Annotated in this window: 18 protein-coding genes; 14 read left to right on the plus strand and 4 right to left on the minus strand. The window is 67.9% G+C overall.

Going from position 1 to position 19617, the window contains the following annotated elements:
• The 4 genes from ppnN to FFS27_RS11280 form a co-directional block, all read left to right on the plus strand.
• The coding region (gene ppnN, locus FFS27_RS11265; protein ID WP_137952011.1) for a nucleotide 5'-monophosphate nucleosidase PpnN at window positions 1-846 on the plus strand (846 nt) is incomplete at its 5' end.
• A gap of 117 nt (window positions 847-963) precedes the next feature.
• Window positions 964-1551, plus strand: a complete 588-nt coding sequence (locus FFS27_RS11270; RefSeq protein WP_003132314.1) for a biliverdin-producing heme oxygenase — start codon at window positions 964-966, stop codon at window positions 1549-1551.
• 27 nt (window positions 1552-1578) lie between these two features.
• Window positions 1579-3765 carry a bacteriophytochrome BphP gene (bphP, locus tag FFS27_RS11275; protein WP_003093437.1) on the plus strand — a complete coding sequence of 729 codons (2187 nt, stop codon included), beginning with the start codon at window positions 1579-1581 and terminating at the stop codon, window positions 3763-3765.
• A 77-nt stretch (window positions 3766-3842) separates the two neighbouring features.
• A complete protein-coding gene (locus FFS27_RS11280) occupies window positions 3843-4412 on the plus strand; it encodes a hypothetical protein (RefSeq protein WP_003093439.1) in 570 nt (189 codons plus the stop codon).
• Window positions 4413-4535: 123 nt separating this feature from the next.
• Here FFS27_RS11280 and FFS27_RS11285 read toward each other — a convergent pair whose 3' ends face one another.
• Together FFS27_RS11285 and hpaA are read right to left on the minus strand one after the other, a co-directional pair.
• Window positions 4536-5342 (minus strand): APH(3')-II family aminoglycoside O-phosphotransferase, encoded by an 807-nt coding sequence (locus FFS27_RS11285; protein WP_010793441.1) that lies wholly within the window; start codon window positions 5340-5342, stop codon window positions 4536-4538.
• 51 nt (window positions 5343-5393) lie between these two features.
• The gene (gene hpaA / locus FFS27_RS11290) at window positions 5394-6305 is read right to left on the minus strand and encodes a 4-hydroxyphenylacetate catabolism regulatory protein HpaA (RefSeq protein ID WP_137952012.1); all 912 of its coding nucleotides are present in this window, start codon (window positions 6303-6305) and stop codon (window positions 5394-5396) included.
• Window positions 6306-6524: 219 nt separating this feature from the next.
• Between hpaA and FFS27_RS11295 the strand changes: the two genes are divergently transcribed.
• The 8 genes from FFS27_RS11295 (at window position 6525) to hpaI (ending at window position 13926) form a co-directional block, all read left to right on the plus strand.
• Entirely contained in the window at window positions 6525-7184 is a 660-nt protein-coding gene (locus tag FFS27_RS11295) for a fumarylacetoacetate hydrolase family protein (RefSeq protein WP_015502340.1), read from the plus strand.
• Window positions 7185-7194: 10 nt separating this feature from the next.
• Entirely contained in the window at window positions 7195-7974 is a 780-nt protein-coding gene (locus FFS27_RS11300; protein ID WP_003110132.1) for a fumarylacetoacetate hydrolase family protein, read from the plus strand.
• Window positions 7971-9431 (plus strand): 5-carboxymethyl-2-hydroxymuconate semialdehyde dehydrogenase, encoded by a 1461-nt coding sequence (gene hpaE / locus FFS27_RS11305; protein WP_003093448.1) that lies wholly within the window; start codon window positions 7971-7973, stop codon window positions 9429-9431. The genes FFS27_RS11300 and hpaE overlap by 4 nt, the downstream gene beginning before the upstream one ends.
• Before the next feature lie 131 nt (window positions 9432-9562).
• A complete protein-coding gene (gene hpaD, locus FFS27_RS11310) occupies window positions 9563-10486 on the plus strand; it encodes a 3,4-dihydroxyphenylacetate 2,3-dioxygenase (RefSeq protein ID WP_003093449.1) in 924 nt (307 codons plus the stop codon).
• A 10-nt stretch (window positions 10487-10496) separates the two neighbouring features.
• Window positions 10497-10889 (plus strand): 5-carboxymethyl-2-hydroxymuconate Delta-isomerase, encoded by a 393-nt coding sequence (locus tag FFS27_RS11315; protein WP_003093450.1) that lies wholly within the window; start codon window positions 10497-10499, stop codon window positions 10887-10889.
• Window positions 10890-10981: 92 nt separating this feature from the next.
• Window positions 10982-12286: an MFS transporter gene (locus FFS27_RS11320; RefSeq protein WP_003132293.1), complete on the plus strand. Its 1305-nt coding sequence runs from the start codon at window positions 10982-10984 to the stop codon at window positions 12284-12286.
• A 17-nt stretch (window positions 12287-12303) separates the two neighbouring features.
• On the plus strand, window positions 12304-13107 hold the full coding sequence (hpaH, locus tag FFS27_RS11325) for a 2-oxo-hept-4-ene-1,7-dioate hydratase (protein WP_021265289.1): 804 nt from the start codon (window positions 12304-12306) through the stop codon (window positions 13105-13107).
• Between the two features lie 12 nt (window positions 13108-13119).
• Window positions 13120-13926 carry a 4-hydroxy-2-oxoheptanedioate aldolase gene (gene hpaI / locus FFS27_RS11330; RefSeq protein WP_003093455.1) on the plus strand — a complete coding sequence of 269 codons (807 nt, stop codon included), beginning with the start codon at window positions 13120-13122 and terminating at the stop codon, window positions 13924-13926.
• 81 nt (window positions 13927-14007) lie between these two features.
• Here hpaI and FFS27_RS11335 read toward each other — a convergent pair whose 3' ends face one another.
• Together FFS27_RS11335 and FFS27_RS11340 are read right to left on the minus strand one after the other, a co-directional pair.
• On the minus strand, window positions 14008-14496 hold the full coding sequence (locus FFS27_RS11335) for a DUF934 domain-containing protein (RefSeq protein WP_003093457.1): 489 nt from the start codon (window positions 14494-14496) through the stop codon (window positions 14008-14010).
• On the minus strand, window positions 14493-16166 hold the full coding sequence (locus FFS27_RS11340) for a nitrite/sulfite reductase (protein ID WP_034013752.1): 1674 nt from the start codon (window positions 16164-16166) through the stop codon (window positions 14493-14495). The genes FFS27_RS11335 and FFS27_RS11340 overlap by 4 nt, the downstream gene beginning before the upstream one ends.
• A gap of 105 nt (window positions 16167-16271) precedes the next feature.
• Between FFS27_RS11340 and ccoG the strand changes: the two genes are divergently transcribed.
• Window positions 16272-17993, plus strand: coding sequence for a cytochrome c oxidase accessory protein CcoG (ccoG, locus tag FFS27_RS11345; protein ID WP_073937372.1), 1722 nt, complete (start codon window positions 16272-16274; stop codon window positions 17991-17993).
• A 97-nt stretch (window positions 17994-18090) separates the two neighbouring features.
• Window positions 18091-19506, plus strand: a complete 1416-nt coding sequence (gene mapR, locus FFS27_RS11350) for a GntR family transcriptional regulator MpaR (protein ID WP_003101248.1) — start codon at window positions 18091-18093, stop codon at window positions 19504-19506.
• Window positions 19507-19617 lie beyond the last annotated feature (111 nt).

A 19617-nucleotide genomic window follows, 5' to 3' on the forward strand; every position in this document is an offset into this window, starting at 1 on the left:
CTGGATGTCTGCACCGGCTGCGGACCGGGGGTGATGAAGGGGCCGATGAAGGGCGCCACCATCAGCCACGCCAAGCAGCGCATCGTCGGCGGCCGCTACCTGGGCCTGACCGAGCCGGGGATCATCGCCGCCGAGGCGCCGAACCCGATCGTCAACGAACTGGTGATCCTGCCGGACATCGAGAAGCGCCTGGAAGCCTTCGTCCGCGTCGGCCACGGGGTCATCATCTTCCCCGGCGGCGCCGGGACCGCGGAGGAGTTCCTCTACCTGCTGGGCATCCTCATGCACCCGGACAACCAGGACCTGCCCTTCCCGGTCATCCTCACCGGTCCCCGCAGCGCCGAAGCCTACCTGCAGCAGCTCCATGAATTCGTCGGGGCGACCCTCGGCCATGCGGCGCAGCGCCACTACCGGATCGTCATCGACGACCCGGCCGAGGTGGCCAAGCAGATGGCCCAGGGCCTGAAGGAAGTGAAGCAGTTCCGCCGCGAGCGCAACGACGCCTTCCACTTCAACTGGATGCTGAAGATCGATGAAAGCTTCCAGCGCCCGTTCGAGCCGACCCACGAGAACATGGCCAGCCTCCAGCTCAGCCGCAGCCTGCCGCCCCACGAACTGGCGGCCAACCTGCGCCGCGCGTTTTCCGGGATCGTCGCCGGCAACGTCAAGGACAACGGCATCCGCATGATCGAGCAATACGGGCCCTACGAGATCCACGGCGACCCGGCGGTGATGCTGCCGCTGGACCGCCTGCTGCAGGCCTTCGTCAAGCAGCACCGGATGAAGCTGCCCGGCGGCGCGGCCTACGTCCCCTGCTACCGGGTGGTGCAGACCGAGGCGGCCTGAGCGCGCCCGCTCCGGCATCCCTGCGCCACGCGCGGGGATGCCCATTTATTCCGAGCCGGGCGTACGGCTTCCTGCTACTCTTTTCCGTTCATGCCTCGAATCGCTGGCCCTGACCTCATGTCCCCATCTCCATCGCCAGCCCTCGCCGCACTCCGCGACGCCACCCGTGACCTGCACGCAGAACTGGACCGCCGTTCGCCGTTGGGCGACGACGATCTCGACGACCGCGCCTACCTCGACCATGCCGGACGCATCCTTGGCTGGCTGGAGCCTCTGGAGCGCGCGCTGCGCGACAACCGCAGCGGCTGGCCGGCGGCGCTGCGGGCCGACGCGCGGCTGGTCAAGAGCGCCTGGCTGGAAAGCGACCTGCTGGCCGGCGGCATGAGCCGCGCGCAGGTGGAGGCGCTACCGCGCTGCGCCGACCTGCCGAATGCGACACGGGCCGCGGAGGTCTTCGGGGTGGCCTACGTGATGGAAGGCGCGACGCTGGGCGGCGCGTATCTCTACAAACGACTAGCTCCACGCCTGCCCGGTCTGCCGCTACAGTGGTTGCGGGGCTACGGCCAGGCAACCGGGGTGCGCTGGCAGGAGTTTCTCGAACAGCTCGCCCGGCAGATCGACAGCCCCGAAGCCATCGGCCTTGCGCAGGATGCGGCACAGGCTACATTCCTTTCGTTTCGTCGATGGGTTCTCGACGAAGCCTGACTGCCTGGAGACCAGGCTGGACGATAGATGACGAGCATCACCCCGGTTACCCTGGCGAACTGCGAGGACGAACCCATCCACGTGCCTGGCGCGATCCAGCCGCACGGGGCGCTGATCGCCCTGCGCGCGGACGGCATGGTCCTCGCGGCAAGCGAGAACATCCAGGCGCTACTGGGTTTCGTCGCCTCGCCGGGTTCCTACCTGACGCAGGAGCAGGTGGGGCCGGAGGTCCTGCGCATGCTCGAAGAGGGACTGACCGGCAACGGCCCATGGTCGAACAGCGTCGAGACGCGGATCGGCGAACACCTGTTCGACGTGATCGGCCACAGCTACAAGGAAGTGTTCTACCTGGAGTTCGAGATCCGCACCGCGGACACGCTGTCGATCACCTCCTTCACCCTCAACGCCCAGCGCATCATCGCCCAGGTCCAGTTGCACAACGACACCGCCAGCCTGCTCAGCAACGTCACCGACGAACTGCGCCGGATGACCGGCTACGACCGGGTGATGGCCTACCGTTTCCGTCATGACGACTCCGGCGAGGTGGTCGCCGAGAGCCGTCGCGAAGACCTCGAAAGCTACCTGGGGCAACGCTACCCGGCCTCGGACATCCCGGCCCAGGCGCGTCGCCTGTACATCCAGAACCCGATCAGGCTGATCGCCGACGTGGCCTATACGCCGATGCGCGTGTTTCCCGCGCTGAACCCGGAGACCAACGAATCGTTCGATCTCAGCTACAGCGTGCTGCGCAGCGTTTCGCCGATCCACTGCGAATACCTGACCAACATGGGCGTGCGCGCCTCGATGAGCATATCCATCGTGGTCGGCGGCAAGCTCTGGGGACTGTTCTCCTGCCATCACATGTCGCCCAAACTGATTCCCTACCCGGTGCGCATGTCGTTCCAGATCTTCTCCCAGGTCTGCAGCGCCATCGTCGAGCGCCTGGAGCAGGGGCGTATCGCCGAACTGCTGCGCGTGTCCACCGAGCGCAGGCTGGCCCTGGCTCGCCGCGCGCGGGACGCCGACGACCTGTTCGGCGCACTGGCCCACCCGGACGATGGCATCGCCGCACTGATTCCCTGCGACGGCGCCCTGGTCATGCTCGGCGGCCGCACCCTGAGCATCCGCGGCGACTTCGAGCGCCAGGCCGGGAATGTCCTGCAACGCCTGCAGCGCGACCCGGAACGGGACATCTACCACACCGACAACTGGCCGCAGCCCAGCGAGGACTCTCCGGACGGCGGCGACTGCTGCGGTGTGCTGGCGATCCGTTTCCACCGCCAGGAATCGGGCTGGATCTTCTGGTTCCGCCACGAGGAAGTGCACCGCATCCGCTGGGGCGGCAAGCCGGAAAAGCTGTTGACCATCGGCCCCTCCGGCCCGCGGCTGACCCCGCGCGGCTCGTTCGAGGCCTGGGAGGAAGTGGTCCGCGGCCACTCCACGCCCTGGAGCGAAACCGACCTGGCGATCGCCGAAAAGCTGCGCCTGGACCTGATGGAACTGTGCCTCAACCATGCGGCCGAGGTCGACCGCATGCGCCAGCGCCTGATCGCGGTGCTCGGCCACGACCTGCGCAACCCGTTGCAGTCGATCTCCATGGCGGCGGCCCTGCTGTCCTCCAGCGACACCCGCACCACCGAACTGCGCCAACACATTTCCGCGTCCAGCAGCCGCATGGAACGGCTGGTCAGCCAGATCCTCGATATGAGCCGCCTGCAATCGGGCATCGGCCTCACCGTGAACCCGGTCGACACCGACGTCTCGCAACTGGTGCAGCAGATCGTCTGCGAAACCGACGTCGCCTATCCCGGCCTGGTGATCGAGATCGCCATCGACCCGCAGGTTCGTGCCGTGGTCGACCCGGACCGCTACGCCCAGGTCGCCGCCAACCTGCTGAGCAACGCCCGTCATCACGGCCTGCCCGGCCGGCCGGTGCTGGTCACCCTGACCCGCCAGGGCGACGAGGTGTGCCTGAGCGTGCTCAACGAAACCAGCGGCCTCTCCGAAGCGCAGCTGGCCAACCTGTTCGAACCGTTCAAGCGCGAGTCGGCGGACAACCAGCGCAACCGCAACGGCCTCGGTATCGGCCTGTACATCTCCCAGGCCATCGCCCAGGCCCACCAGGGACGTATCGACGTGGACTGCCGCGACGACGTCATCACCTTCTGCCTGCGCCTGCCGGTGCGCCAGGCGGAGACCGGCTCCTCGTCCTGACGACGAGGACCGTGCACAATGCAACGCTTGCAGGTATCTTCGGCAGCCATCGCCGTCTGACAGGATCGCCCCGTTCCATGCCCCGCCTCCGCCTCCGGACCGTCCTCGCCTGCCTCGCCGTGTTCTGCGCGACTCCCGCACTGGCCAGGGTCGAAGTGCATTCGCTGCAACACAAGAGCATGGGGCGGGTGCTGACGGTCCGCGTCTCGGAGGAGATCGCGCCGGGCGACTACGAAACGCTGCTCAAGGGTTTGCGCAACAATCCGGGAACCTACTCGCGCAAGCTGCTCCTGCTGAACAGCATCGGCGGCAGCGTGCCGGAGGCGATCCGCATGGGCCGCCTGCTGCGCGAATCCGGCTTCGACGCGCTGGTGCCGTCGAGCAGCGTCTGCCAGGGCACCTGCGTCTACCTGCTGGCGGCCGGCAAGCGCAAGACCGTACGCGGCTACGTCGGCCTGCACCGTCCCTACTACGCCCACGGCGACTCGCTGCACTCGCGCTCGGCCAACGGCATGCGCTACGACTCCGCCGCCTACTTCCGCGAAATGGATATCCCCAGCACCTTGGTACAGGCCATGCAAAGCACCGATCCCAAACGGATGCGCGTGCTTTCGGCGAAGGAACTGGCGCAGTACCGGCTGAACTGAACCGGCGACTCCGCGGAACGAGCGAGGGCGCGCGGTGGCGTTGGCGATAGTGGCCGATGCCGTTGTACCTCGTTTTCGTGCAACGGCAGGCCGAATTCAGTCCGGACCCGAACCGGCCCTACTCTAGAAGAACTCGTCCAATAGCCTGAAGTACGCCAGCCGTTCGCCGTCGATATCGCCGCCGTATTCGACGAGGAAGGCCTCGGCCCAGGCCGCGCCGAGTTCGGCCTCGATGTCCCGCGCGGCCAGGGCCAGGTCCTGGTGCCGGTCGGCGACGCCGAGCCGCCCGCAATCGATGAAGCCGCTGAAGCGCCGCCCCTCCGCCAGCAGATTTGGCAGGCAGGCGTCGCCATGGGCGACCACCAGGTCTTCGACCGCCGGACGCCGGTCGAGGAGCAGGCGGTACAGCTCCGTGGCGCTGCGACCGCGATGGTCGTCATCGAAGTCCGCCTCGTCCACCAGCCCGGCCTCGACCCGCTGGCGCACGGTGTCCAGGCGCCGTTCCAGGCGATGGTCGAAGGGACAGGCGGCCGGATCGAGATCGTGCAGCCGGCGCAGGGCGGCGGCCACCAGGCGCACCAAGCGCTCGGGCTCCAGCTCGCCGCGCTGCGCCAGCGCGGACAGCGTGTCCCCCGGCACGGCGCTCATCAGCAGCCATTGCCGGCCGTCGCTCTGGGTTTCGTTCAGCACCTGCGGGCAGTCGATGCCGGCACCGTGCAGCCAGCGCAGGCGGGCGATTTCGGCGGGCAGCTCGGCATGTACGGACAGCACTTCCTGCTTGACGAACAGGGTCGGCCGCCGCGCAGCCTCCAGGCGGTGGACCGTGGCCGCGGAACATCCTTCGCCCTGCCCTCGCCAGCGGTAGCCGGCAAGGTAGTCGGCCCAGGTTGAGGGAGCCTGCGGCGGCATGGAGGTGGCTGCATCATGCATGGAGAAACGCTTCCTGTTCGAGTGGGAGCGCGAGTATACCCGCCCACCCGCTCAGCGACGGGACTCCCCGTCGGCCTGTCGCTGGCGGTAAGCGCTGGGGGTAAGCCCCGCGTAACGCACGAAGAAACGACTGAAGTAGGCCGGGTCCTTGAAGCCGAGCTGGTAGCAGATCTCGTTCACCGAGCCGCCGGTGAACAGCAGCAGGCGCTTGGACTCCTGCATAAGCCGTTCGTACACCAGGCGCTTCGACGGCAGGTCGGCGATGCGCCGGCAGACGTCGTTGAGGCGCGCCTCGGTGACGCCGATCCGGCTGGCGTAGAGCGACAGCGGCCAGTGCTCGGCATAGCGCTCCTCGATCAGCGCGTTGAAGCGCTGGAAGATCTGCAGGTCTTCGTGGCGCATCGGCCGCGCAGCCACCGAATTGGCCGAGAGACGCAGCAGGCTGATCATGACCAGCCGGGTCAGCGCCAGCAGCGTCTGCTGGCAGCCGGGACGGCTGGCCATCGACTCGCTGCGCAACTGCTCGAAGAGCAGCGCCAGGCGCGCCGCCTCCTCGGCCGCGCCGCCCTCCAGGTTGCCCAGCGCCACACAGGCCGGCGCCACCTGCGGGCCGGGCGCCAGGCCCGGCTCGGCCTCGGTGAGGCTCCACACCAGTTGCTGGCGCACGGTCAGCACATGGCCATCGGCGTCCGCCTCGGTGACGAAGGCGTGCGGCACGGTCGGCGGGGTGAGGAAGAACATCGGCCCCGACTCCAGGTACTGGCGCTCGTCGAGATAGACCCGCACCGCGCCGTTCTTCACGTAGTGCACCTGGAAGAAACGGTCGTGCCGGTGCGCCGGCATGTTACGGCCGAAGAATCCGGCCAGGTTGCCCAGCGCATCGTAGTGCACCTCGGCGTCGGCATAGCGCTGGTCGTAGACCTGCCCAATGTTGATGTTGGGGATCGGCTGGCGCTCTGGCATGGCGATCTTCTCTTTGTTGTTCTTCCCGGCTGCGCACGCAAGCCGTCGCGGGCATCCGTATACCGCAGACGGCGCCTCTTGCCACCTCCCCGGGACGAATGGCGCAGCAGCCGGGGTTGACGATCATTAACATGCTAAATATAACGTTAACACATTAACGAGTTTTCGCCAGGACGGCCCCCTCGCCGTTCGCTTATCGCGCCAGGAGACACCACCACAATGAGCCGCGCACTGAATGACGTCGCCGCCGGCACCCTGTTCGGCGTCGCGCTGAACTACAAGGGCCTGCTCGACAGCCGCCTGCCGGAGTTCCAGCAGCCGCCCTACCAGAAGCCGCCGGTGAAGCCGGTGTTGTTCATCAAGACACCGAATACCCGCAACGAGCACGACGCCCCGGTGCTCTTCCCGCGCGGCGTCGAGCGCCTGCAACCGGGCCCGGCGCTGGGCGTGGTGATCGCTCGCGACGCCAGCCGGGTGAAGGAGGAAGAGGCCATGGCGCATGTCGCCGGCTACGTGATCGTCAACGAGTTCAGCCTGCCGGAAGACAGCTACTACCGTCCGGCGGTGAAAGCCAAGTGCCGCGACGGCTTCTGCCCGTTCGGTCCGCAACTGGTGCCGGCGCAAGAGATCGCCGATCCCCATGCGCTGGAGCTGAAGCTGTACATCAACGGCGAACTGCGCCAACGCAACGACACCGCCAACCTGGTGCGCGACATCCCGCGGCTGATCGCCGAGATCAGCGAGTTCATGACCCTGCACGCCGGCGACGTGCTGATCACCGGCACCCCCGAAGGGCGCGTCGACGTGCATCCCGGCGACCGCGTCGAGGTCGAGATCGACGGCCTCGGCCGCCTCGCCAACAGCATCGTCGCGGAATGAGGAACCGACCATGAAACACGCACGCATCCGCTACCAGGGCCGGGTTCACCAGGTCACCGTGGAAGACGCCAACGCCGTCCGCCTGGCCGACGGCACCCTGCTCGCCGAGGACCGGGTGGAGTGGCTGCCGCCGGCCACCGGGAGCATGTTCGCCCTCGGCCTGAACTACGCCGACCATGCCGCCGAACTGTCGTTCAAGGCGCCCAGCGAACCGCTGGCGTTCATCAAGTCGCCGGGCACCTACACCGGCCACCGCCAGGTCAGCTGGCGTCCGGACAACGTCGACTACATGCACTACGAGTGCGAACTGGTGGCAGTGATCGGCAAGCCGGCGCGCAACGTCCGCCGCGAGGACGCCCTCGGCTACCTGGCCGGCTACACGGTGTGCAACGACTACGCGATCCGCGACTACCTGGAGAACTACTACCGGCCCAACCTGCGGGTGAAGAACCGCGACGCCACCACCCCGGTGGGGCCGTGGATCGTCGACGCGGCCGAGGTTCCCGAGCCGAACCGGCTGACCCTGCGCACCTGGGTCAACGGCGAGCTGCGCCAGGAAGGCAGCACCGCGGACATGATCTTCGACATTCCCTACCTGATCGAATACTTCTCCAGCTTCATGACCCTGCAGCCGGGCGACATGATCGCCACCGGCACCCCGGAAGGCCTGTCCGACGTGGTCCCCGGCGACGAAGTGGTGGTGGAGGTGGAAGGCGTCGGTCGCCTGGTCAACCGAATCGTCAGCGAGGCCGAATTCTTCCGCGCCCGCGCACAGGAGCACGCAGAATGATCAAACACTGGATCAATGGCCGCGAGGTCGAAAGCAAGGACGTCTTCGAGAACTACAACCCGGCCACCGGCGAGCTGATCGGCGAGGTCGCCAGCGGCGGCGCGGCGGAAATCGACGCGGCGGTGGCGGCGGCCCGGGAAGCCTTCCCGAAATGGGCCAATACCCCGGCCAAGGAGCGCGCGCGCCTGATGCGCCGGCTCGGCGAGCTGATCGACCGGAACGTGCCGCACCTGGCGGAACTGGAGACCCTCGACACCGGCCTGCCGATCCACCAGACGAAGAACGTGCTGATCCCGCGCGCCTCGCACAACTTCGAGTTCTTCGCCGAAGTCTGCACGCGGATGAACGGGCACAGCTATCCGGTCGACGACCAGATGCTCAACTACACCCTGTACCAGCCGGTGGGCGTCTGTGGCCTGGTCTCGCCGTGGAACGTACCGTTCATGACCGCCACCTGGAAGACCGCGCCGTGCCTGGCGCTGGGCAACACGGCGGTGCTGAAGATGTCCGAGCTGTCGCCGCTGACCGCCAACGAGCTGGGCCGCCTGGTGCACGAGGCGGGCATTCCGCCGGGGGTGTTCAACGTGGTTCAGGGCTATGGCGCCAGCGCCGGCGACGCGCTGGTCCGCCACCGCGACGTGCGCGCGGTGTCCTTCACCGGCGGCACCGCCACCGGGCGACGGATCATGGAGGCGGCCGGGATCAAGAAATACTCGATGGAACTGGGCGGCAAGTCGCCGGTGCTGGTCTTCGAAGACGCCGACCTCGAGCGGGCGCTGGACGCCGCTCTGTTCACCATCTTCTCGCTGAACGGCGAGCGCTGCACCGCCGGCAGTCGCATCTTCGTCCAGGAAAGCGTCTACCCGCAGTTCGTCGCCGAGTTCGCCGCGCGCGCCAGGCGCCTGATCGTCGGCGATCCGCAGGACCCGAAGACCCAGGTCGGCTCGATGATCACCCAGGCCCACTACGACAAGGTCACCGGCTACATCCGCATCGGCCTCGAGGAAGGCGCCACCCTGGTGGCCGGCGGCCTGGAGCGTCCGACCGGCCTGCCGGCGCACCTGAGCAAGGGGCAATTCATCCAGCCCACGGTGTTCGCCGACGTGGACAACCGCATGCGCATCGCCCAGGAGGAGATCTTCGGCCCGGTGGTCTGCCTGATCCCGTTCAAGGACGAAGCCGAGGCGCTGCGCCTGGCCAACGACGTGGAATACGGCCTGGCCTCCTACATCTGGACCCAGGACATCGGCAAGGCCCATCGCCTGGCACGCGGCATCGAGGCCGGGATGGTCTTCATCAACAGCCAGAACGTGCGCGACCTGCGCCAGCCGTTCGGCGGGGTGAAGGCCTCGGGCACCGGACGCGAAGGCGGGGAATACAGCTTCGAGGTATTCGCCGAGATCAAGAACGTGTGTATATCCATGGGCAGCCATCACATCCCCCGCTGGGGCGTGTAGGGCGCGCTCGTGCAGAGCGGCCGCCCGAGGCCGCCAGCAGCGCCGGCGTGCAGACACAATCAGAAGAATCCGGGCCAGCCGCCAACGGCCGCGCCCGCTGCCAGGCCCAACGGGCCACCAGGAGAATCGTCATGGGCAAAGTCGCTCTGGCTGCCAAGATCACCCACGTACCCTCGCTGTACCTGTCCGAGTTGCCCGGCCCGCGCCACGGCTGCCGCCAGCCGGCGATCGACGGGCACCGCGAGATCGGCCGGCGCTGCCGCGAACTGGGGGTCGACACCATCGTGGTGTTCGACACCCACTGGCTGGTCAACGCCGGCTACCACATCAACTGCGCGCCGCACTTCGAGGGGCTCTACACCAGCAACGAGCTGCCGCACTTCATCGCCAACATGGAGTACGGCTTCCCCGGCAACCCGGAGCTGGGCCGCATCCTCGCCGAAGGCTGCAACGCGCTCGGCGTGGAGACCCTGGCCCACGACGCCACTACCCTCGGCCCGGAGTACGGCACCCTGGTACCGATGCGCTACATGAACCAGGACCGCCACTTCAAGGTGGTCTCGGTCTCCGCCCTGTGCACCGTGCATTACCTGAACGACAGCGCGCGCCTGGGCTGGGCCATGCGCAAGGCGGTGGAAGAGCACTACGACGGCACGGTGGCGTTCCTCGCCAGCGGCTCGCTGTCCCACCGCTTCGCCCAGAACGGCCAGGCGCCGGACTTCTCCGACCGCATCTGGAGCCCGTTCCTTGAGGTCCTCGACCATGAAGTCGTGCAGATGTGGCAGGAAGGCCGCTGGGCGGAATTCTGCGGGATGCTCCCGGAGTACGCCTCCAAGGGCCATGGCGAAGGCTTCATGCACGACACCGCGATGCTCCTCGGCGCCCTCGGCTGGTCGGCCTACGACGGCAAGGCGGAGGTGGTGACGCCCTACTTCGGCTCTTCCGGCACCGGGCAGATCAACGCGGTATTCCCGGTCACCGCCCAGGACGGCTCGGCGATTCCCGCCGCCCAAGCCGGCAACCCGGCCGGCGCCAGTTGCGCCAGCCGCCTCTGAGGACGCCACCATGCCGCACTTCATCGCCGAATACACCGACAACATCGAAGCCGAAGCCGACCTGCCCGGCCTGTTCGAGAAGGTCCACGCCTGCCTTGGCGCCAGCGGCGTTTTCCCGCTCGGCGGCATCCGCAGCCGCGGCGTGCGCCTGGACACCTGGCGCATGGCCGACGGCAAGCACGACTACGCCTTCGTCCACATGACCCTGAAAGTCGGCGCCGGTCGCGACCTGGAGACTCGCCGGCAAGTCGCCGAGGCACTTTTCGAGGTGATCACCGCGCACTTCGCCGAGCTCCAGGCGCGACGCCTGCTGGCGCTGTCCTTCGAACTCACCGAACTGGACGCGGAGCTGAACTACAAGCGCAACAACGTGCATGAATTCCTGAACAACCCGGCGGACTGACCGGCCCGCCATAACGCTGCACTCACCCAGCTCGCCTCCCGGCCACCGACAGGTCGCCGGGACGTCCGGGCGCTCACAAAAAGTACAAGATCATGAGCACAGCCAGCACCCTGAACAGCACCACCCTGCCTCTCAGCGACAGCACCCACGACCGCGTCACCTGGCGGCTGATGCCGCTGCTGCTGGTGTGCTACGTCTTCGCCCATCTGGACCGCATCAACATCGGTTTCGCCAAATTGCAGATGAGCGCCGACCTGCACTTCAGCGACACCGTCTACGGTCTCGGCGCCGGGCTATTCTTCATCGCCTATGCGCTGTTCGGCCTGCCCAGCAACCTGATGCTGGAACGGATCGGCCCGCGCCGCTGGATCGCCTGCCTGATGCTGGTCTGGGGCTGTCTCTCCACCGCCATGCTGCTGGTGGAGACCGCGCGCGGCTTCTACCTGCTGCGCTTTCTCCTGGGGGTCGCCGAGGCCGGCTTCTTCCCCGGTATCCTGGTCTACCTGAACCGTTGGTTCCCGGCGCGCCGACGCGGGCAGATCACCGCCCTGTTCGCCATCGCCGTGCCCATGGCCGGGGTGATCGGCGGACCGCTTTCGGGCTGGATCCTAGAAGGCTTCCATGACGCCCTCGGACTGCGCGGCTGGCAGTGGATGTTCCTGATCGAAGGCCTGCCGGTTGTGTTGCTCGGCGTGGTGGTCTGGTGCTCGCTGCCGGAAAGCTTCGAACGGGTGACGTGGCTCAGCGACGAACAGAAGCACCTGCTGCGCGAGGAACTGGCCGGCGAGGAGCAGCGCAAGACCATCACCTCCTTCTCCGGCATCTTCAGCAATCCGCAGGTGTGGCTGCTGGTGGCGATCTATTTCGCGGTGATGCTGGCGGTGAACACCATCGCGTTCTGGATGCCGAGCCTGATCCACGGCGCCGGCATCGCCCAGGACAGCCGCATCGGCATGCTCAGCGCGGTGCCCTATCTCGCCGGCTGCGCCTTCATGATCTTCATCGGCCGTTCCTCCGACCGCCTGCGCGAGCGCCGCTGGCACCTCGGCATTCCGTTGCTGATGGCCGCCGCCGGGCTCAGCCTGGCGGCCCTGGCGCCGACCAGCGCCTGGCTGGTGATGGGCGGCCTGGTGATCGCCGGGATGGGCGCCAGCGCCGCCCTGCCGATGTTCTGGCAACTGCCGCCGGCCTTCCTTTCCAGCACCACCCTGGCCGCCGGAATCGCCCTGATCAGTTCCTTCGGCAGCATCGCCGCCTTCCTCGCGCCCTACCTGATCGGCTGGATGCGCGACACCACCCAGAGCGCCAGCCTGGCCCTGTACCTGCTGGCCATCCTCATCGCCCTCGGCGCCGGCCTGGTCCTGCGGACCCCCGCCGCCGTGGTCAACCCACGCTGAACCGAGAGACCCCGACCATGCTCGATCCCCGTCTGATCCAGGAAGCCGCCAACCGCCTCGACGCCGCCGAACGCTCGCGCCAGCAGGTAAGGCAGTTCTCCCTCGACTACCCGGACATCGCCATCGAGGACGCCTACGCCATCCAGCGCGCCTGGGTCGAGCGCAAGATCGCCGACGGGCGCGTGCTCAAGGGCCACAAGATCGGCCTGACCTCGCGCGCCATGCAGGTCTCGTCGAACATCAGCGAACCGGACTACGGCGCCTTGCTCGACGACATGTTCTTCGAGGAAAGCAGCGACATCCCCTTCCAGCGCTTCATCGTGCCGCGGGTCGAGGTGGAGCTGGCGTTCATCCTCGGCAAGCCGCTGAAGGGACCGGGCTGCACCCTGTTCGACGTGCTCGAGGCCACCGAGTGGGTGATCCCGGCGCTGGAGATCATCGATGCGCGCATCCAGCAGGTCGACCCGCAAACGAAAGTCACGCGCAAGGTCTTCGACACCATCTCCGACAACGCCGCCAACGCCGGCGTGGTGATGGGCGGCCGGGCCGTGCGGCCAGGTGATATCGACCTGCGGCGGGTACCGGCGATCCTCTACCGCAATGGCGTGATCGAGGAGTCTGGCGTCTCCGCCGCGGTGCTCAACCACCCGGCCAAGGGCGTCGCCTGGCTGGCCAACAAGCTGGCGCCCTACGGCGTCTGCCTGGAGGCCGGCCAGGTGATCCTCGGCGGCTCCTTCACCCGCCCGGTGGCGGCCGCGCCGGGGGACACCTTCCACGTCGACTACGATCTGCTCGGCAGCATCTCCTGCCGTTTCGTCTGAGGAGGCATTTCCATGGACCTGCCCGTCAATCGCTTCAAGCAACGCCTGCGCAGCGGCGAGGCGCAGATCGGCCTGTGGCTCGGCCTGGCCGATCCCTACTGCGCGGAGCTGGCCGCCAACGCCGGCTTCGACTGGCTGCTGCTGGACGGCGAGCACGCGCCCAACGACCTGCGCAGCCTGCTCGGCCAGTTGCAGGCGCTGGCGCCCTACCCCGGCCAGCCGGTGATTCGCCCGGTGCAGGGCGACACCGCGCTGATCAAGCAATTGCTCGACATCGGCGCACAGACCCTGCTGGTACCGATGGTCGACAGCGCCGCCCAGGCCGAAGGCCTGGTGCGCGCCGTGCGCTATCCGCCGGCGGGCGTGCGCGGGGTCGGCAGTGCGCTGGCCCGGGCTTCGCGCTGGAACAGCGTGGCGGAATACCTGGACCACGCCGACGAGCAGATGTGCCTGCTGGTCCAGGTGGAAAACCTGGAGGGCCTGGCCAACCTCGACGCGATCGCCGCCGTCGAGGGCGTCGACGGCGTGTTCATCGGTCCGGCCGATCTCAGCGCAGCCATGGGCCATCGCGGCAATCCCGGCCATCCCGAGGTGCAGGCGGCCATCGAGGACGCCATCCGCCGCATCCGCGCGGCCGGCAAGGCCGCCGGCATCCTCTCCGCCGACGAGGCGCTGGCGCGGCGCTACCTGGAGCTGGGCTGCGCGTTCGTCGCGGTGGGCGTGGACACCAGCCTGCTGATGCGTTCGCTGCGCGAGCTGGCGGGGCGCTTCAAGGGCGGCGCGCCGGCGCCGTCCGCCAGTTCCTCGGTCTACGGCTGAGGGGCGCGCCCCGCTCCCGCAGCGGGAGAGGGGCCAGGTCGGCGTTGCGGCAGGTATCGGCGTCGGTCCGGGGGCGTATGCCTAGCGTCGGCGGAACAATGGTCGCGGCTCGATCGCCGAGCGGCCGTAGAGCACGCTCAAGCCCGCCAGCCCCTTGAGCGCGTCCTCGACGTTCTTGTCCTCGCGCACCGCGAAGGCATCGAAGCCGCACTGGCGCATATGGCTGAGCTGGTCGCGCAACACGTCGCCCACTGCGCGCAACTCGCCGCTCCAGCCCAGGCGCACGCGCAGCAGGTAGGCCAGGCTGTAGCCACGGCCGTCGCGGAAGCTGGGGAAGTCGACGGCGATCAGCGGCAGCTCGGCGAAGTGCGGCAGCAAGGCTTCCACCTCATCGTCCGGCGCCAGCCAGGGCGCGGCGGCTCCGGCCTCGCCGCGGCGCTCCAGCCAGGCCGCCAGAGGCAGCAGCAACGGCCCCGGCGGCAGCGCGTCGGGCAACTCGCGCAGGAGTTGCCAGGGATCGTCGCGGCAGACCTCGGCGACGCCATCGCGCAAACGGATCAGGTTGTTCATGCCGGTTCCTCCATCCTGGCGTAGACCCGGGCCTTGAACGGCTCCAGGCCGACCCGGTTGAAGGTGTCGATGAAACGTTCCGGGCCGACCCGCAGGTCGGTGAAGGTTTCGACGATCCGTTCGATCACCGCCGGCACCTCGGCGGCGCTGAACGATGGCCCGATCACCTTGCCCAGCGCGCTGTCCTTGCCCTGGGCGCCGCCGAGGGTGACCTGGTACCACTCGCTGCCGTTCTTGTCGACGCCGAGGATGCCGATGTTGCCGATGTGGTGGTGGCCGCAGGCGTTCATGCAGCCGGAGATGTTCAGGCTCAGCTCGCCGATGTCGTGCAGGTGGTCGAGGTCCTCGAAGCGCTGCTGGATGCCCTGGGCGATGGGGATCGACTTGGCGTTGGCCAGCGCGCAGTAGTCGCCGCCGGGACAGGCGATGATGTCGCTGAGCAGGCCCTGGTTAGGCGTGCCGAGGCCGGCTGCGCAGGCCTCGCGCCACAGCGCGTGGAGGTTCTCCAGGCGCACGTCGGGGAGCACCAGGTTCTGTTCGTGGGCCACACGGATCTCGCCGAAACCGTAGCGCTCGGCCCAGTCGGCGACGCGTTCCATCTGCTCCGCGGTGACGTCGCCCGGCGGCGCGCTGGCGCCGGGCTTGGTCGACAGCACCACCGAGGCGTAGCCCGGCACCTTGTGCGCCTGGACGTTGCGCGAGGCCCAGCGGGCGAAGGCCGGATCGGCCGCACGGGCGCTGCCGTAGGCCAGCTCGCCGCCGGCCGGCGGCAGGTAGCGCGGCAATACGAAGCGCTCGGCGACCCGCTGGCACTCCTCGGCAGTCAGTTGTGCCGGGCCGTCGCGCAGGTGCTGCCACTCTTCCTCCACCTCGCGGGCGAAAGCCTTGATGCCCAGCGCCTTGACCAGGATCTTGATCCGCGCCTTGTACTTGTTGTCGCGCCGGCCGTGGCGGTTGTAGACCCGCAGGATCGCCTCGACGTAGGACAGCAGGTGCTGCCAGGGCAGGTCGTCGCGGATCACCTGGCCGAGCATCGGCGTGCGTCCCAGGCCACCGCCGACCAAGACCCGCAGGCGCAACTCGCCGGCGTCGGGGTGGCGGTAAAGGTACAGGCCGATGTCGTGCATCTGCACCGCGGCGCGGTCTTCCACCGCCGAACTGAGGGCGATCTTGAACTTGCGCGGGAGGAACAGGAACTCCGGGTTCACCGTCGACCACTGGCGCAGGATCTCGGCCAGCGGCCGGGGGTCGGTCCATTCGTCCGCGGCGACCCCGGCGAAGGCTTCGGTGGTGATGTTGCGCACGCAGTTGCCGGAGGTCTGGATCGCATGCATCTGCGCGCCGGCGAGGTGTTCGAGGATATCGCCGACCTGCTCCAGTTCGATCCAGTTGAACTGGATGTTCTGCCGCGTGGTGAAGTGCCCGTAGCCGCGGTCGTAGTGCCGGGCGACGTGCGCCAAGGCGCGCAGTTGCGGCGCCGACAGGGTGCCGTAGGGAATCGCCACGCGCAGCATGTAGGCGTGCTTCTGCAGGTACAGGCCGTTCTGCAGGCGCAGCGGGAGGAACTCCTCCTCGCTCAGTTCGCCGTCGAGGCGGCGGGCGATCTGGTCGCGGAACTGCGCCACCCGCTCGCTCACCAGCGCCTGGTCGTATTCATCGTACTGGTACATCGCAAAGCCCTCATCGACAGGGTTTCTCCACCGATGACGGGCAGGGTGGGTGGCGAAGAAACCGGGGACCGGCTGCGCCCCTGTTTCTGGCGACAGGATGGGCCGGTGTTCACTGGCACCCACTATCGCCCGCGTACAGACAGCGAAACAGCGGCAGATTCCGCCGAAAAAAACACATCAGATGGCCGACGACGGCGAATTCGCGCCGCCTGCGACCGGTTGCCACGGGGTGCATATCTGTACTGCCGGAGGTCGCCCGGTAACCCGCGGCAATGCTGGGCCGCTGCTTTCCGGAGGCATCTGATATGGTTTTTCCCGCTCGATCTGCCGCTGTTTCGCCCATCAGCCGGTTCCTATAGTCGCAACCGCCTCTCCAGCCTGATGGGCCTACGAAAAATGAGCGAAAGAATTCCCGCGATCCAGGTCGAGCCCGCCGTACCGGCCGCTCCGTCGAAACAGCCGCCCGCGCCCGGCAAGCTGCCGTCGGCGGTGAACGGCCCGATCTACACCCGCAGCTTCACCGGTCTGTTCCGCAACTTCCGCCGCCTTGGCGGCGGCCTGCTGTTCCTGCTGTTCTTCGGCACCCTGTGGCTGAACTGGAACGGCCGCCAGGCGGTGCTCTGGGACCTGCCCGAGCGCAAGTTCTACATTTTCGGCGCGACCTTCTGGCCGCAGGACTTCATCCTGCTTTCGGCGCTGCTGATCATCGCCGCCTTCGGCCTGTTCTTCATCACCGTGTTCGCCGGCCGCGTCTGGTGCGGCTATACCTGCCCGCAGAGCGTATGGACCTGGGTGTTCATGTGGTGCGAGAAGGTCACCGAGGGCGACCGCAACGCGCGGATCAAGCTCGACCAGGGTCCGGCGAGCGCCGCCAAGCTCTTGCGCAAGACGGCCAAGCACGCGCTGTGGCTGGGTGTGAGCCTGGTCACGGCGATCACCTTCATCGGCTACTTCACTCCGGTGCGACCGCTGGTGGCCGACCTGTTCAGCTTCCAGCTGGACCTGGAAAGCCTGTTCTGGGTGCTGTTCTTCACCGCCGCCACCTATGTCAACGCCGGCTGGCTGCGCGAGCAGGTGTGCATCCACATGTGCCCCTACTCGCGCTTCCAGAGCGTGATGTTCGACAAGGACACCCTGATCGTGTCCTACGACGCCGCCCGCGGCGAATCCCGCGGCGCCCGCAAGAAAGGCAGCGATCCGCGCGCCCAGGGGCTCGGCGACTGCATCGACTGCCAGCAGTGCGTGCAGGTCTGCCCCACCGGCATCGACATCCGCGACGGCCTGCAGATCGCCTGCATCGGCTGCGCCGCCTGCGTCGACGCCTGCGACTCGATCATGGACAAGATGGGCTATGAACGCGGCCTGGTGCGCTACACCTCGGAACGCGCCCTGGAAGGTGGCCAGACCCGTTTCCTGCGTCCACGCCTGGTCGGCTACGCGGCGGTGATGCTGGCGATGATCGGCGCCTTCGTCGTCGCCCTGGATGCCCGCCCGCTGGCCTCGCTGGACGTGACCCGCGACCGTGGGCTGTTCCGCGAGAACGCCGCCGGGCAGATCGAGAACATCTACACCCTCAAGGTCATCAACAAGACCCAGCAGCCGCAGCGCTATCGCCTGCAACTCGACGACGCACCGGAGTTCCGCCTGCAGGGCGAGCACACCCTGAGCCTGAAGCCCGGCGAGATCCTCGACTTCCCGGTGTCGGTGGCCTCTACCGCCGAACGCGCCAGGGCCGGCTCGCAACCGCTGGCGTTCAGCCTGCGCGGCATCGACGACCCGAGCCTGGCGGTCGGCAGCACCAGCACCTTCGTTTCGCCGGCGCGCTGAGGAGGCCGCGATGAGGCATGACAACACGGTCCCGGCGCGCATAGAGTGGGCGCCAGCGGCCGTGCCCACGGCCAGCCAGGACAGCGGCCAGGACAAGATGAAGCGCTACGAGAAATTCGCCGACGAGATTGCCGAGCTGATCCGCACCGGCGTCCTCGCCCCCGGGCAGAAGGTACCCTCGGTACGGCACGCCAGCCGTACCTACGGGGTCAGCGCTTCCACCGTGTTCCAGGCCTACTACCTGCTGGAAAGCCGTGGGCTGATCATGGCCCGCGCACGCTCCGGCTACTTCGTCTGCCAGCACGTGCAGCGGCCGCTGCCGGAACCGGAGATCAGCCCGCGCCAGGCCGACGCCACCGAGGTCGACGTCAGCGAGCTGGTGTTCTCCGTACTCAGTTCGATCAAGGACCCGGACACCGTACCCTTCGGCTCGGCGTTCCCCAGTCCGCAACTGTTTCCCCTGCCGCGCCTGGCGCGCTCGATGGCCCACGCGGTGCGCGACATGGACCCGCAGTCGGTGGTCGCCGACATGACGCCGGGCAACCATGGCCTGCGCCGGCAGATCGCCCTGCGCTACATGGTCGGCGGCCTGCTGCTGCCGGTGGAAGAACTGGTCATCAGCAACGGCGCGCTGGAGGCACTCAACCTCTGCCTGCAGGTGGTCACCCGTCCCGGCGACCTGGTGGCCATCGAGGCGCCGGCGTTCTACGCCACCCTGCAGGTGCTGGAACGGTTGAAGCTGAAGGCGGTGGAAATCCCCGTGCATCCGCGCGAAGGCATCGACCTGGAAGTGCTCGCCGACAGCCTGGAGCGCCTGCCGATCAAGGCCTGCTGGTTCATGAGCAACTTCCAGAACCCGATGGGCGCGAGCATGGACGACGAGAAGAAACGCGCCCTCGCCGAGCTGCTGGCGCGCCACCAGGTGCCGATGATCGAGGACGACGTGTACGCCGAACTGTACTTCGGCCAGCAGGCGCCGAAACCGGTCAAGGCCTACGACCAGGAAGGCCTGGTGATGCACTGCAGTTCCTTCTCCAAGAGCCTGGCGCCGGGCTACCGGGTCGGCTGGGTGGCCGGCGGACGCTACGCCGAGCAGATCGAGCGACTGAAGCTGATGACCAGCCTGTCGGCGTCGATCCCGGCCCAGGCGGCCATCGCCGACTATCTCCAGCACGGCGGCTACGACCGCCACCTGCGCAAGCTGCGCTACGCCCTGGAGACCCAGCAGAACGCCATGCTCGCGGCGGTGGCGCGCTACTTCCCCGAGCAGACCCGGGTCAGCCGTCCTAGCGGCGGCTACTTCCTCTGGCTGGAGTTGCCCGAGGCGGTCGACTCGCTGCGCCTGTTCCAACTGGCCCTGGCCCAGGGCATCAGCCTCGCACCGGGGCCGATCTTCTCCGCCACCCGCCGCTTCGCCCATTGCGCCCGGCTCAACTACGGGCACCCGTGGAGCGCGCGGCAGGAGAAGGCGATGGAGACCCTCGGGCGGATCGCCCAGTCGCTGGCGGGATGACGCCCCGCACACGGAAAGCCACTCCGAAGTAAGGCGGATAACCGCGCGCGGTCATCCGCCATGATCGGCTCGCGTCCCCCATCCCGGTATGCGCCGCCGCCCTGCGCGAAC

This window comes from Pseudomonas sp. 2VD (assembly GCF_005503585.1).
GTDB classification, from domain to species: Bacteria; Pseudomonadota; Gammaproteobacteria; order Pseudomonadales; family Pseudomonadaceae; genus Pseudomonas; species Pseudomonas aeruginosa.

Bases quoted from the DNA above. Each gene is read 5' to 3' on its own strand.
- FFS27_RS11335 (WP_003093457.1), bottom strand. From the start codon at position 14,496: ATGAACAACCTGATCCGTTTGCGCGATGGCGTCGCCGAGGTCTGCCGC.
- hpaI (WP_003093455.1), top strand. From the start codon at position 13,120: ATGGACCTGCCCGTCAATCGCTTCAAGCAACGCCTGCGCAGCGGCGAG.
- FFS27_RS11270 (WP_003132314.1), top strand. From the start codon at position 964: ATGTCCCCATCTCCATCGCCAGCCCTCGCCGCACTCCGCGACGCCACC.
- FFS27_RS11280 (WP_003093439.1), top strand. From the start codon at position 3,843: ATGCCCCGCCTCCGCCTCCGGACCGTCCTCGCCTGCCTCGCCGTGTTC.
- FFS27_RS11295 (WP_015502340.1), top strand. From the start codon at position 6,525: ATGAGCCGCGCACTGAATGACGTCGCCGCCGGCACCCTGTTCGGCGTC.
- FFS27_RS11320 (WP_003132293.1), top strand. From the start codon at position 10,982: ATGAGCACAGCCAGCACCCTGAACAGCACCACCCTGCCTCTCAGCGAC.
- FFS27_RS11315 (WP_003093450.1), top strand. From the start codon at position 10,497: ATGCCGCACTTCATCGCCGAATACACCGACAACATCGAAGCCGAAGCC.
- bphP (WP_003093437.1), top strand. From the start codon at position 1,579: ATGACGAGCATCACCCCGGTTACCCTGGCGAACTGCGAGGACGAACCC.
- hpaH (WP_021265289.1), top strand. From the start codon at position 12,304: ATGCTCGATCCCCGTCTGATCCAGGAAGCCGCCAACCGCCTCGACGCC.
- FFS27_RS11285 (WP_010793441.1), bottom strand. From the start codon at position 5,342: ATGCATGATGCAGCCACCTCCATGCCGCCGCAGGCTCCCTCAACCTGG.
- mapR (WP_003101248.1), top strand. From the start codon at position 18,091: ATGAAGCGCTACGAGAAATTCGCCGACGAGATTGCCGAGCTGATCCGC.
- hpaE (WP_003093448.1), top strand. From the start codon at position 7,971: ATGATCAAACACTGGATCAATGGCCGCGAGGTCGAAAGCAAGGACGTC.
- FFS27_RS11300 (WP_003110132.1), top strand. From the start codon at position 7,195: ATGAAACACGCACGCATCCGCTACCAGGGCCGGGTTCACCAGGTCACC.
- hpaA (WP_137952012.1), bottom strand. From the start codon at position 6,305: ATGCCAGAGCGCCAGCCGATCCCCAACATCAACATTGGGCAGGTCTAC.
- hpaD (WP_003093449.1), top strand. From the start codon at position 9,563: ATGGGCAAAGTCGCTCTGGCTGCCAAGATCACCCACGTACCCTCGCTG.
- FFS27_RS11340 (WP_034013752.1), bottom strand. From the start codon at position 16,166: ATGTACCAGTACGATGAATACGACCAGGCGCTGGTGAGCGAGCGGGTG.